We start from the raw sequence: 13,787 nt of genomic DNA, 5'->3' as shown, positions 1-13,787 counted from the left end.
TAAAGCCTGAGCAATCAGGCTTTTTTCGTTTTTATCAGTTGTTTCGCGGCTTTTTTCTTTAGGTAATTCACCAAGTCCGTATAGGACTCGTGCTCGTGATTGGAGACTGAGATGGAGTTTTTATCCGTAAACGCGATCGTCACCTGTTTAAACTCCTTTTTGTTGGCTAAGATTACTTCCTCCTCCCAGAGCAGAATTTCGCTCACGGGATAGGCTTTTGTCAGGCCTTTCAGTGGGAGCTTAATGATGATGTGCTCTTTTCCAGCTGTGATAAAACGCCAACCTGCCATCATTTTTACCAAAAGCATAAGCATCACCAGAGTTATCAGCGAACATGCCACCAGATAGAACCAAAGTGCAAAGCTGCCTTTGTACGCGAAATCCCGCATTAGCAGGATCAAGCCAGCCAATAGCACGGTCAAAATCAAGCCAAGTGAAATGTAAGTGGATAATTTAGGTTTAATGACGACCATGAATGCGTTGAAGTTCGAGGAGTTTTTGCTTGGCAAAAGTCTCCAAATCCCTGAAGAAAGCGAAGAAAATCACTTCAAATTCTGCTTCTTTTTCCAGAAGTATCTCCGGAGCCTCATTCATCTTGGAGTCAAAAGTCGTCCGACGGCTGAGTCCAGTGAGTGCTTTTTGGATTCCGGAGATCTCCCGGTAGTGAAGCAGCCAATTTTGGCTTTTCATCCAGACAAACATCTCCCGAAATGAATCAGGAAGCAGACTGAGGTGCCGGTCAAGTGTGGCATAGGTTTGCTCGACAAAGACTTCCAAGGGGATGTTTGAATACTTTTCCCAATATTTTCCCAAAAAATAATCAAAGAAAATATCCGTAATCACCGTCGAATAATGGCGAAATCTAGGCCTGAGATAGGCTTGTCCCGCCTTGACCAAAGGGTGGGAGTCAGTGTAGGTGTCTATCTCTCTATGAAGCAGGATTCCGATCAAAAGATCTGAATCATAGTTCCGTATTTCCTTGCCTTTGATAAAGTCTGCGGCAAAATTGCCTACAAGCACCGATTCGTGGCCAAATGACAGGTATGCATGGGCAAGAAAGTTCATAAAATCTCTGGAGACGGTAAACCGGCTGACTTTTGCTTAGTTTGTAAGCTAAAATACCAATAGATGCCGAATATCCTCGAAGAACTCAAGCAGGGACTCAAACTTCTCAAACTCGAATGGTCCGAAGATCTGGCCAATTACAAAAAGAAATTCCTGAATACCTCCATCGCGGACAAGAAAAAAGAAGGTATCACCTGGCATCCGATTTTGCTCAGAAAACACAAAATCGGAATGGGTGAACGACTCTTGGTAGAGGTGGAGCGAATGGATTCCAACTATCCCTCTTCTTTTTCTTCAGGGAAATCAGTTACTTTTTTCTCTACGCATGAAGGCTATCAGGGGATGGAAAACCGGGTCAACGGTGTGGTCAATCAGGTGAAGAAAGATTCCATGGTCGTCACGCTCCAAGCTGATGAGATTCCGGATTGGATGCAGGATTCCCGTCTTGGAGTGGATTTGCTCTTCGATGAGGCAAGCTATCGGGAAATGGAGTCTGCGCTGAAAAAAGTGATTAAAGGTGAGAATATCCGACTCGCTGAATTGCGGGACATTGCGCTGGGTGACGCAAATCCAAGATTCAAGGAATTACCCCTTATTGACCTTCCCGGCTTGAATTTTTCCCAAAATCAAGCTTGCCAAAAAATAGCAGCTGCTCAGGACTTTGCCATCGTTCATGGTCCTCCTGGAACAGGGAAAACCACCACATTGATTGCTGCAATTCGACAAGCCGTTGAAATAGGGCAGAGTGTTTTGGTCACTGCACCAAGTAATGCAGCGGTGGATTTGTTGGTAGAAAAATTGGTGGATGCGGGGGTTTCTACCCTTCGCCTGGGACATCCGGCACGCGTGGAGGAAAAGATTCTAAACCAGACACTGGATGCAAAAATTGCTTTTCATGACAGTTTTCGTGATCTAAAAAAACTTCGAAAAGAGACCGAAGCCTACCTCAAAATCGCCAAACAATACAAGCGAAACTTTGGTCCCGAAGAGCGTGCTCAGCGCAAATTGATGTACCAGGAAGTGTCCCGAATCCGGGAGGCAGCTTGCCAATTGGAGGATTACATCCGTTCGGATGTTTTTCAGCGTACACAGGTTTTCGCCTGTACCCTCGTGGGTGCTTCTTCCTCCAATCTTCGGGGAATGATCTTCGACGTGGTTTTCATTGATGAAGCTGCGCAAGGATTGGAGGCGGCAACCTGGATTCCAATTTTGAAAGCCAAAAAAGTAGTCTTTGCCGGAGATCATTGTCAATTACCTCCTACGATCAAATCTTTTGAAGCTTCGAAGGCCGGACTGTCTACTACACTTTTTGAGAAAATCATCCATCGACAGCCGCAGACTGCCCAAATGCTGGAAGTCCAATACCGCATGCCTGCAGATATTATGGGCTTCTCCAATGAATGGTTTTACAACGGAAAACTTCAAGCTGCTGAAAACACACTTACGCATTCTCTTGGAGATGAAGAGTCAGTTATGGAATGGATTGATACGGCAGGATCAGGCTATAATGATCAACAGGAGGCCGAGAGTCTAAGTACCTTCAATCCTGACGAGGCGCGCTTTGCTTGCACTCACCTCAACGATACGATGAAGCGAATCGGTTTTGCTAAGTTCCGGCAGGAAAACTGGACCATTGGCCTGATTGCGCCATATTCTGCGCAGGTGCGGATGATTCGCCATTTGATCTTTGAGACTTTTGAATATCCGAATTTAAAGGCTTTTGCAGACTGGATTACAATCGATACCGTAGATGGTTTTCAGGGGCAGGAGCGGGATCTGATGCTAATTTCTTTGACTCGATCCAATGAAAAGGGTGAGATAGGTTTTTTGGCTGATGAGCGGAGGATGAATGTGGCTTTGACGCGAGCCAAGCGAAAATTAATCCTGATTGGTGACAGCAGTACACTGGCACATCATTCCTTTTTCGATTCACTTTTAGGCTATTTTGAAGAAAAAGGAGCGTATCGGAGCGTGTATGAGTTTTTGTAAAAGTAAGGAAGCAAGGATGCTAGGAAGTTTGGGAGTATGGAGGAATGGGAGCAGGTGTTTAGAAAGTGGTTCTGTCGTTTTAAGTTCAATTGGACGCAACTCCCCCTTTATTCCTAGATTTTAGTTTGGAATATCACGCTTTGTCAAAGGGGGCAGGGGGATTTTAGCAGTTAGTTTTTAGGGATTGGTATTAAGATTCCTCTTCAGTCTTCCCAAAATCCTCAGAATTGAGCAGTGTAACCCATTTCCCCATCTTTTTTTGAATGACTTTGAAATGATGCAGTTCCTCAGGCGTGATCAATGAAATCGCTTCACCGGTCGCACCTGCGCGTCCAGTTCGACCGATTCGGTGGATATAGTCTTTCGGTGAGCGAGGCAATTCATAATTGATCACCAAGGGTAAAAACTGAATGTCAATTCCCCGTGCAGCCAAATCCGTTGCTACCAAAACCCGAGTCTTGCCGGATTTGAATCTCGCCAATGCTTCTGTCCGCGCACCTTGACTTTTATCTCCGTGAAAAGCCACTGCTTCTATCCCGTTTTTACTCAGTTTGGTCGCAACATTGTCTGCAGTTCTGATTGATGAGGAAAAAATCAAAATCTGATTCCAATCGCCTGAGTTGATCAATTGTCTTAGAAATGGGCCTTTGTTTTCCGGACTTACTCGATAGGCACGTTGATCAATCAAGTCGGGCGTGAAATTGTCTCCTTCTACTTGAATCCGTACAGGGTCTTTGAGCAGCTTTTGGATCAAAACTTCTACTTCAGAATCCATCGTTGCCGAGAAAAGGATGTTTTGTCGGCGTCCCGGGAGCAACTCCAAGATATGATCCACCTCTTCACGGAACCCCATGTTCAACACCTTATCAGCCTCATCCAAAACCAAAGTGTGAATCCTTGAAATCCCCAGGGCATTTCTGCCAATCAGATCGATTAATCGTCCGGGTGTGGCAATCAATACCTCCACGCCATGCAATTTCATCATCTGAGGATTGATCGAAACCCCACCAAAAACTGCCATCGATTTGATCTTTCTTGGTAAAAATCGACTGAAGTTTTCCGTGACTTCAGCTACTTGGACTGCCAATTCTCTGGTGGGTACAAGTACCAAGACCGGAATGAATCGATCTTCAGGAGCTTTCTTTGTAAGCAAGCGCTGAAGGATAGGAAGTATGTAGGCTGCCGTTTTCCCTGATCCAGTTGGAGCCAAGCCAAGCAAATCTTTTTGATCCAAAACAGCCGGAATTGCTTCAACCTGAATCGGGTAAGGTGTCTCATAATTCGCGCGCTGGATAGCCGAAAGCAGATCCTTGGATAGTCCTAAGTCGGAAAAATTCATCGGTTTTATTTTTTGCAAAGTTAGGAGAAGTCAGCGAATGGCTTTCTTTTTCCTGTCTGGACTAGATAAATCGACGCTAAACTTTCCAAAATTGGAATAATCATCGACAGCCTCAACAACTTTTTATTTTTCAATCCTTTGATTTTGCCATTAAGAAATCAAGGGTATAAAGGTTGAGAAATTTAGAGCTTGAAAACTATGACCAAGGTCTTGTGCTGAGTTTCTTGATTTTCTTAACTCCCTGAATGGTTCAAACTGATCTCACCGAATTTGTTTTTCTACTTTAGAAGCAAAAACTTGACTTATTCTGTTATCTCCCTTGGGGCAGAGATAAAAACTGCCGTTTCAAATTTGATTGGTTCCGTTGGCTAGTTTGATCTTGTAAATCAGCGGAATATAAACCAAATTGGAAATGAAGGTCATAGTGCAAGTTTGCCTTGGCACTGGCCAAACCCAAAATACCAGAAAGAATATGTTTCGAAGTACCCTGTTGACCTGTGCGGTTGGTTTGTTGCTTTGCTTTGCCTGCAAAGAACCCGGTCCTCTTCCCGAATCACCCGATAGTCCGGCAAGGACAGCTGAGGAGGAATTGAGAACATTTCAAATCGAACCCGGATTTGAGGTTCAGTTGGTTGCCTCCGAACCACTAGTAGAATCTCCGGTGATCATTCAATTTGACGAGGATGGCCGACTTTGGGTGGTGGAAATGCGTGGCTACATGAATGATATCGAAGGATCCGAGGAAAAGCAACCGGTGGGCTCAATAGCAATTTTGGAGGATACGGACAGCGATGGGCAAATGGACAAGCGAACTGTTTATTTGGATTCGCTGATTATGCCTCGTGCTTTGGGACTTTTTAAAAATGGAGCTTTGGTCGCCGAAAACAATAAACTTTGGATCACACAGGACTTGGATGGAGACTGGAAAGCTGATTCGAAAATTCTGCTCGATTCCACTTATGCCGCCAATGGAATTCCCGAGCATTCCGACAACGGCTTCGTGCGAAATGTTGACAATTGGTATTACAGCGCCAAATCCCGGCTTCGATACCGATTTCAGGATGGCGAATGGATTCGGGACACGACCGAGTTTCGTGGGCAGTGGGGAATTTCACAAGACGATCAGGGTCGCTTGATGTATAATTACAATTGGTCGCAGCTTCATGGAGATTTGGTTCCAGCTAATTATTTATCCCGAAACAAAAACCACAAACCTTCAACTGGCATCGATCATGGATTGACGATCGATCGAAAAGTGTTTCCCATCCGATCCAATCCAGCTGTGAATCGTGGCTATATCCCGGGAACTTTGGACTCTGCAGGAAGGCTTTTTGAGTTTACCTCGGCCTGCGCTCCGACAGTCTATCGAAGTCAGCTTTTTCCAACGGAATATTTGGGAAATGTCTTTGTACTGGAAAACGCAGGAAATCTGGTCAAGCGAAATGTAGTGACCGAAAAAGGGTTTTTGCTTGATGCCAACGATCCAAATCCAGGCAGGGAGTTTTTAGCTTCCACCGACGAGCGGTTTCGTCCCGTTCAGGCGACAGTTGGACCGGATGGGGGGCTATATATCGCAGACATGTATCAGGGCATCGTGCAGCACGGATCCTACATGACTCCCTATTTGAAAGAGCAGACACTCAAAAGAGGCCTGGATTCTCCCGGCCACATGGGGAGAATTTGGCGAGTGGTGCCCAAAGGTTTTGACCCCAAAAAGAACGCTAAACTTTCGCAAGCAAGCACTGCTGATCTGGTCGAAGTTCTATCTCATGAAGATGGATGGCATCGAGATATGGCTCAGCGCCTCTTGGTAGAGTGGAATGATCCCGCTTCTATTTCGCTTTTGGAAGAGCTGGCGCAAAATGGAAAATCCGAGTTTGGACGTTTTCATGCGCTTTGGACCTTGGAGGGAATGGGAAAAGTAAATCCGGAACTATTGCTCCAAGTTCTGGAAAAAGACTCCGACTTAATGAAAACCACAGCTTTGCGACAGCTTGAAAAACCAGCAAGTCAAAACCCAGCCTTACTATCCCGAATGGAAAATATTTCTCTGGCATTGATTGGAAAAGCTTCCGAGAAAGTTGCACTTCAGTTGGCCTTGAGTGCTGGGATTTTTTCACCTGAATCTAAAGCAAATTTACTGAGCCAGCTCTTTGAAAAGTATGGAACCTATGCCCTGATTCGGGATGCGATGATGAGTAGTTTGGAGGATGAAGAATTTGACTTTCTCCAAAAACTCCATGCAAGTGATTCATGGAAGGAGTCAAATTCTGATCGGGAAGTTTTTCTCGAGATTCTGACCACAGCCATCATTAACAAGGGTGAATCAGCTGAAATAGGCGGATTACTTGCATTGGCCAATCCACAAGAAATAGGGTGGAAAGAATCCGTCATCCTTACCGGAATGGCAATTCAAGCCAGCGATATCGAAAAACCTGGTATGGTTTCTCTGCCAATTGAACCTTCGATTTTCAAGCGTGCGGACTTGCCTTTGGATCAAAGTAGGCTGGAAATGCTCAAAAGGCTTTTTTCATGGCCGGGTTATAAACCATCCGCCACCCTTGCTTCAGCGGGAAATCTCGATGAGAAAGCCATGAAGCAATTTGCAGCCGGCAGGGCAAAATACTTGACTTCCTGCGCGGGTTGCCATGGAAATAATGGAAAGGGCGCTGCCCGAATGGGACCTCCATTGGCTGGTTCGGAGTGGGTGGTTGGCGACGAAGTCCGGCTTTCGCTGATCATGCTGCATGGATTAGAGGGCCCGGTAGAGGTGGCTGGCAAGAAATACGATGCGCCGGAGATCCTGCCGGTGATGCCATCACATTCGACAATGGATGATGCGGTCATTGCCTCCATTCTTACTTACATTCGAAACGAATGGGGGAATCAAGCACCTCCAGTCACTGCCCGAACCGTCAGTTCTACCCGACATTTGAACCAAGGTAGAGTCTATCCTTGGTCCGCTGCCGAACTCAATAAACACATGCAGTCCTTAGCTTCTGCTCCTAAACCCTAACCCAAAACCCTCCAGCCTATGAAAACTTTTGAAATCAATTCTGAATTTTCTTCCGGGAGGCGGGAGTTTTTGAAGAAATCGGGACTCGCTACCGCAGCCATGGCTTTTCCTTTTGCTTCGCTGCCGCAAAGCTTAAAAGGTGTTCCGATGGGTGTGGTAGTTCATTCCTATGGCATTCGATACGGTTCCAAAGCAGAAAGTCAAACCTATCCTGCATTCCAAAATGCACTGGACCTGATGCGTCACTGCCATTCGATCGGTGCGGGAGGAATCCAAACCACAGTAGGAGGTTGGGCAACTGATTTTGCCAAGAAGGTTCGGGATGAACGAGAGAAGCTCGGGATGTATCTGGAAGGAAGCATTGCCATGCCCAAAAATACTGAGGATGTTACTCGATTTGAAAAGGAAATCTTGACAGCTAAAGAAGCAGGAGCAACGGTTTTGAGGACCGTCTGCCTGAGTGGCAGACGCTATGAAAATTTCAAATCGAAAGCAGAATGGGAAACATTCCGGGAAAATTCTCATAATTCGATCCTCCTTGCCGAGCCAATTGTGAGAAAACACAAAGTGAAACTTGCGATTGAGAATCACAAAGACTGGAAAGCTGCTGAACTCGCTCAAATCATTCAAAATCTGAGTAGTAGTTGGGTAGGAGTAACCCTTGACTTTGGAAACAATGTTTCGCTCCTTGAAGAACCGATGGAAGTGATTCGAACCTTAGCACCGTATGCTTTTTCCACCCATGTGAAAGATATGGGAATCAAGTCCTACAAGGATGGATTTCTACTTTCCGAAGTGCCACTCGGAACAGGAATCGTAGATCTGAAAGAGGCGGTGACTTTGTGTCAAAAGTATAATCCCGATGTCACCTTCAGCTTGGAAATGATCACCCGTGACCCACTTCAGATCCCATGTTTGGAGGAAAGCTATTGGACAACATTTGAAAATCCATCTGCTCAAGACCTCGCCAAAATCCTGAGATTAGTTCGTGACAAAACCTATCCCGATGCTCTTCCTGAAGTGAAAAACCTTAATCCTGAAGAAAAACTGGCTTTCGAAGAAGAGAATGTGGTGAAGTGTATGGCCTATTCTCAAGCCAATCTTTCGCTGTAATATATCGTAATAAGTGAATTGCAAGTGGTAAGTTGTAAAGTAGAATTTACGCTCATTGCACCACTTGCTATTCACTCCTTACTACTCACGTATAATCCAATTTTTAATAACTAATAACCAATAAAAATGTCCCAATTCGACCTCACTCAACTTCCTGGAATCGCTCTTTTTTCTCTCAATGGCAAGTCTGCCATCATCACCGGAGGCACCAAAGGCCTTGGTTTGGCAATGGCTGCCGGTCTGGCCTCTGCTGGCGCAAATGTAATGCTGGTTAGCCGAAATGCTACTGATGGCGATGCCGCCGCTGCAGAGATTTCGGCAAAATTCGGGGTGAAAGCCATCACGTTTGCTGCCGATGTGGTGGACAAACCAGCCATGGAAGCGATGGCCAAAACTGCCTTTGAGGCTTTTGGAAGTATTGATATTCTGATCAATTCTGCGGGCATAAATATCCGTGGAGCCATTGATGAGTTGAGTTATGAGGACTTCACCAAAGTGATGGACGTGAATGTGACAGGAACTTGGCTGGCAAGCCGTGCTGTGACACCCTACATGAAGGAAAAAAACAAAGGTGCAATCATCAATCTGGCCAGTACCTTAGGAATTGTCGGTTTGGCAAATCGAACGCCCTATGCCTCCAGCAAAGGTGCTGTAGTCCAGATGACGCGGGCTTTGGCTTTGGAACTTGCCCCCTGGAATATCACGGTAAATGCGATCTGTCCGGGACCTTTTTTGACAGAAATGAACCTTCCGATCGCAGATACCGAAGAAGGGAAAAAGTTTGTTGTCGGAGCAACTGCCCTAGGTCGCTGGGGCGAATTGAAAGAAATTCAGGGTGCAGCTATATTCTTAGCTTCTGATGCAGGGACATACATGGTGGGATCAATGCTGACCGTGGATGGAGGATGGACAGCGCGGTAGGGAGATTTATGATATATATGAATTACGATTTACGAGGTCTGAATCGGCTTCTATCGGATAAGAAATTTCGAACATCGAATGATGAATATCGAATGATGAAGTGAGTGCTAACATCGGTCATCGGTCACCCGACATCTGACCTTTTCTACCCCACCACCAAACTCAGTACAAAAATCAGTAGGATGGCTGTCACCCCAGCAATCAAAGTCCCTAAGCTATGGGACATATTCCCCTGCTTGATACTCATGCCTGAGAGTTGGGTGACTACCCAAAACCCGCTGTCATTTGCGTGGGAAATACAGAGTGAACCTGCACCGATAGCAAGCGCTGTGAAAACTTTCATCGTTTCGGAATCCAAACCAAGCGGACCCAAAATGGGAGCAATGATCGAAGCAGTAGTAATCATGGCGACAGTAGTAGATCCTTGTGCTGTTTTCAGTGCAAAGGCTATGATGAACGGAAGGAAAATTCCCCAATTTGCATCGCTCATGCTAGAAGTGACCAAGTCGCCAACACCTGAATTCTGGAGCATTTTCCCAAAAACTGCGCCTGCTCCAGTGATCAAAATAACAGGAGCGGCCAAAAGAATCGACTCGCCAATCCATCCCGAAGAGGAGAGGAGCTTGCGGTCAAATTTCTTTGGAAGTGTAAATGACAAAATCGCTCCGATCAGCAGGGCAATCACTGGCGAGCCTATAAACTGGAGTGCTTTGGTGAATTCACTTTCACCCAAAGGTCTGGTGGGATAGTTGGCAATAGACGCCACAATGATCAAAATCAAGGGAATAATGACTGGAAGCAGTGAATTGAAGAATGTGGGGAGCTCTTTCTTTTCAAGTTGCTTTTCATCAGCGACCATTTTGGGTTCCAAGGGTATTTTGACCACAAACTTATTGACAAAAAACAAGAGAGGGACGAGCGTCACCAGCGAGACAAATGCACCATAAAAGATCACTTGGCCCAGATCTGCTCCCAAAATTCCCGCAGTAGCAATGGGTCCAGGAGTTGGGGGGACCAAAGCGTGGCTAGCCATTGCTCCAAGGGACAGAGCAACAATGGTAGCTGCATAGGAAATCTTACTTTTTGCGGAAAGTGACTTTGCAATCGGGTTCATCATGATGATCGTGCTGTCTCCAAACACCGGAATGGATAAGATCCAGCCGCTCAGCATCATCGAAAGGTTTACAGATTTTTCGCCGATCCACTTCAAAATTCTGTCTGCAATGACAATGGCTCCTCCAGTTTTTTCCAAGAAAGTCCCCATAATCACGCCCAACAGAATCAAAAGCCCAACGCTTCCCATCACTCCTCCAAATCCATCGGCAATGGATTTGACAATGAGGTCTGTCGGCATTCGCATCATCAGACCATAAATGATCGCGCCTACAAAAAGTGCCAGAAAAGGGTGAATGTCAAACTTGACGATGGCAATCAGGATCAAGGCCAAGGCGGCCAGGATAATCAACAGTGTCAGCATTTTGGGTTTGTTGTGGTTGAAATCTTCGGATCTGGCTTTTCGGCCAAATTGAAGAATCTAAAAATTAGGCAAAAATGAGGAATAACAAAGCCCGATCATGGATTTTGGTTGGATTACAGATTTTTAGAAGGGTATGAGGCTAGATTTTCCTAATTTTTACCAAACAATCAACCCAAGTCCTATGCGCTTACTTCAGGTTTCAGCCTTTCTCCTTTTGATATTTGCCTTTTTCTCCTGCGGAAAAAAATCCTCCTCCGAAGCCCATTTTGTGGTCCTGCCCAGTCCAGTTTCTTTTGAAATTACCGGTGAATCAGATCTGGATATTTCAACCGTAGAACAGTGGGTTAATAAAACGAAAGACTTATTGATTTCCAATCAAGGGCTAAGTGGGATAAGAACGGAAATGTTTTTTGTCGATCTCAATTATAAGAATGAGTTGCATCCTGAAGGCTATGAGCTAAAGATTTCATCAGATAAGATTGAAATCAAAGCTCAATCCAATGCAGGGTTTTTCTACAGTTTGATCACCCTTGGACAGCTGATCGAAGATGCCAAAGACAAAAATGCTCCGCTGCCGAAATGTTCCATTTCTGATGCCCCGGCTTTGGCTTATCGGGCCGTTCATTTGGATGTGAAGCACCATTTGGAGAAAAAAGAATACTATTTTGAATTGATGGATCGCTTTGCTGCGCAAAAAATCAATGCTGTGATCATTGAAATTGAGGACAAACTCCGCTACGAATTGCAGCCAAGCGTGGGTTCTTCGGATGCTTTTTCCATTGAAGAATGGAAGGAAATCAGCCATTATGCCATTTCCCGAAATATCCGAATCAGTCCCTTGGTGCAAGGTTTGGGGCACGCATCGTTTATTCTGAAGCATGATGAATACCAATCATTGCGGGATGATCCGGAAAGCGACTGGGCCTTCAATCCGCTGAACGAGGAAACGTACAAAGTGCAGTTTGACTTGTATGAGGATGCTTTGAAAGCTTTTCCTTTTGCCAATTACCTGCACGTCGGAGGTGATGAAGTCCACACCACGGGAAGAAATAGTGGGAAGTCTCCTTTAGAACTTCAGCTGATCTGGCTCAATCGGGTGAGTGCTTATGCTGCTCAAAAAGGACTGACGCCGATCTTTTGGGATGACATGCCCTTGCAAAATGCCGGTGTCTATCGATCCATTTATGATAGAAAATTGACTTCCCCTCAGGTCGACAGCATCTGGTCCGAGAATGAAGCGAATCTGAACAAATACATCGACTTATTTCCCAAAAACTGCGTCTATATGCGTTGGAATTACGATATGCCGGAGTCCCCTGGTAATAACCGGGCCATCAAATGGTTTACCGACAACGGATTCAAAGTTATGGGTGCTACGGCTGGACAAACCCGCTGGAATCTGATGCCGCTCGACCAAAGCAACACCGATAACATCCGGGATTTTGCGCTGATCTCGATCCGCAATAAGGCTGATGGATTGCTTTTGACGCTTTGGGATGATGATTCTCCGCACTTTGAATTGTACCAAAGAGGCATTTCGATTTTCGCAGAATACACTTGGGCGGGAGAAAAGCGAAATACGGAAGAACTGCATGCAGCTTACAGACAGCGAGCTTTCGGTGGGAAGTTGGCTTCAATTGAAAATGAGTTTATCAATACCTTGGAAGGTCCAGTTGCAGATTGGAAAAATATGCTTTTGGATAAAAAAAGAGATCGGAATCGCCTGAGAAAACTCAAAAATCCAATCGAAGAAGCGCTTATTTCTTTTCCAGATCCCGATTCAGCAGGAGCCTGGACTAAAAAGTATCAGGAAAAAATCGAAAAGGCAGAGGCAAATCTGGCTCGCGTGGATTCAGTTTTACTGCAAATTGAGAAATCTAAAAAACGAGCAGTCCGAAATTCCTATACTTTGGAAGTTTATGAGCAAGTGGCGCAGGCGGTTCAGTTTTCCAATCGGGCTATCCTCACACTGGCGGAACTAGATGAGCCGAGTGGTGAAAAACGAAGTCAGGCCCAAGCCAAGCTTTCTGGCATGGAAGCCGAGTGGATGGCGATTCAACGTAATCTGGAGACTGTCTATGGCAAAACCCGGCAGCTCAACAAACCTGCTGATTACATTCTGGATCAGGACCACCATGTCCATTTGGCCAATCAGGCAAAGAACTTTTCCGATTGGCAGTTTTATGTGGAGGGATTGTTTTTGGAGAAGTTGAAGGTGTTGGAGAAGTAGTGTTCCTTGGGATTTTTATCCCGAGGAAGTGTTATAAAATGTGCAATCCGGCCTTTTTACTAGTGGGTTCAAACCCCAAAAAAAAGCATCAGGATTGCAAACTCTTTAGAACGAGAAATCCTGAAAAACCTTTACTCATTAAAAAATGGTCGCATCTCCTCATGGATATCACTACGGAGCTTTTTCAGCTTTTCGGCGTATTCTTGTAGCTTCACTTCCTGCTCGGTTTTGGGCACCCAAGGCTTCACGGTTTTGGGATTGCCATTTTCATCCACTGCTACAAAAATGATGATGCAGTGGGTCTTTTTCTCAAACTTCTTCTGTGAAAAAGCTCTCGAATATACCTCCACCATGATATGGATACTGGAACTTCCGGTCAGAATCACTTGACAGTCGATCTTGATCACTTCACCGATGCTGATTGGTTTGTAGAATCGGATACCACCCACATACACCGTCACACAGTAGCTTTCAGCCCAAGTTCGAGCACAGGTATAGGCCGCCTGATCGATCCATTTCATGACAGATCCTCCATGTACTTTCCCTCCAAAATTGACATCTCCGGGTTCGCTGATAAATTGAAAAGTGGTCTTGTGTGATGGCATGGTTTGCGGATTGAATTTTATCAAAAATAGAC

10 protein-coding genes are annotated in these 13,787 nt (G+C 45.3%); 5 read left to right on the top strand and 5 right to left on the bottom strand.

Annotated elements, in window-relative coordinates; all coding sequences use genetic code 11:
- Positions 1-14: 14 nt before the first annotated feature.
- The gene (locus DK188_RS19135; RefSeq protein ID WP_111672457.1) at positions 15-473 is read right to left on the bottom strand and encodes a hypothetical protein; all 459 of its coding nucleotides are present in this window, start codon (positions 471-473) and stop codon (positions 15-17) included.
- Positions 460-1,065 (bottom strand): acyl carrier protein phosphodiesterase, encoded by a 606-nt coding sequence (locus DK188_RS19130; protein WP_111672456.1) that lies wholly within the window; start codon positions 1,063-1,065, stop codon positions 460-462. Before DK188_RS19130 ends, DK188_RS19135 begins: the two co-directional genes overlap by 14 nt.
- A gap of 63 nt (positions 1,066-1,128) precedes the next feature.
- On the opposite strand from DK188_RS19130, the gene DK188_RS19125 reads away from it, so the two are divergent.
- A complete protein-coding gene (locus tag DK188_RS19125) occupies positions 1,129-3,054 on the top strand; it encodes an AAA domain-containing protein (RefSeq protein WP_111672455.1) in 1,926 nt (641 codons plus the stop codon).
- Positions 3,055-3,244: 190 nt separating this feature from the next.
- Here DK188_RS19125 and DK188_RS19120 read toward each other — a convergent pair whose 3' ends face one another.
- The gene (locus DK188_RS19120; RefSeq protein ID WP_111672454.1) at positions 3,245-4,393 is read right to left on the bottom strand and encodes a DEAD/DEAH box helicase; all 1,149 of its coding nucleotides are present in this window, start codon (positions 4,391-4,393) and stop codon (positions 3,245-3,247) included.
- Positions 4,394-4,805: 412 nt separating this feature from the next.
- On the opposite strand from DK188_RS19120, the gene DK188_RS19115 reads away from it, so the two are divergent.
- The 3 genes from DK188_RS19115 (at position 4,806) to DK188_RS19105 (ending at position 9,443) form a co-directional block, all read left to right on the top strand.
- On the top strand, positions 4,806-7,409 hold the full coding sequence (locus tag DK188_RS19115; RefSeq protein WP_232825774.1) for a DUF7133 domain-containing protein: 2,604 nt from the start codon (positions 4,806-4,808) through the stop codon (positions 7,407-7,409).
- A gap of 18 nt (positions 7,410-7,427) precedes the next feature.
- On the top strand, positions 7,428-8,522 hold the full coding sequence (locus DK188_RS19110; RefSeq protein ID WP_111672453.1) for a sugar phosphate isomerase/epimerase family protein: 1,095 nt from the start codon (positions 7,428-7,430) through the stop codon (positions 8,520-8,522).
- A 126-nt stretch (positions 8,523-8,648) separates the two neighbouring features.
- The gene (locus tag DK188_RS19105) at positions 8,649-9,443 is read left to right on the top strand and encodes an SDR family NAD(P)-dependent oxidoreductase (protein WP_111672452.1); all 795 of its coding nucleotides are present in this window, start codon (positions 8,649-8,651) and stop codon (positions 9,441-9,443) included.
- 145 nt (positions 9,444-9,588) lie between these two features.
- Here the strand turns inward: DK188_RS19105 and DK188_RS19100 are convergent, their stop codons facing one another.
- Positions 9,589-10,920: a GntP family permease gene (locus tag DK188_RS19100; RefSeq protein WP_111672451.1), complete on the bottom strand. Its 1,332-nt coding sequence runs from the start codon at positions 10,918-10,920 to the stop codon at positions 9,589-9,591.
- Positions 10,921-11,101: 181 nt separating this feature from the next.
- Here DK188_RS19100 and DK188_RS19095 point away from each other — a divergent pair, with 181 nt between their 5' ends.
- The gene (locus tag DK188_RS19095) at positions 11,102-13,150 is read left to right on the top strand and encodes a family 20 glycosylhydrolase (protein WP_111672491.1); all 2,049 of its coding nucleotides are present in this window, start codon (positions 11,102-11,104) and stop codon (positions 13,148-13,150) included.
- A gap of 131 nt (positions 13,151-13,281) precedes the next feature.
- On the opposite strand, the gene DK188_RS19090 is transcribed toward DK188_RS19095, so the two are convergent.
- The gene (locus DK188_RS19090; RefSeq protein WP_111672450.1) at positions 13,282-13,755 is read right to left on the bottom strand and encodes an acyl-CoA thioesterase; all 474 of its coding nucleotides are present in this window, start codon (positions 13,753-13,755) and stop codon (positions 13,282-13,284) included.
- Positions 13,756-13,787: the final 32 nt, after the last annotated feature.

This window comes from Algoriphagus litoralis (assembly GCF_003259255.1).
GTDB classification, from domain to species: domain Bacteria; phylum Bacteroidota; class Bacteroidia; order Cytophagales; family Cyclobacteriaceae; genus Algoriphagus; species Algoriphagus litoralis.
The sequence above is the reverse complement of the archived record's forward strand: the minus strand, read 5'-3'. Positions and strand labels throughout refer to the sequence as shown.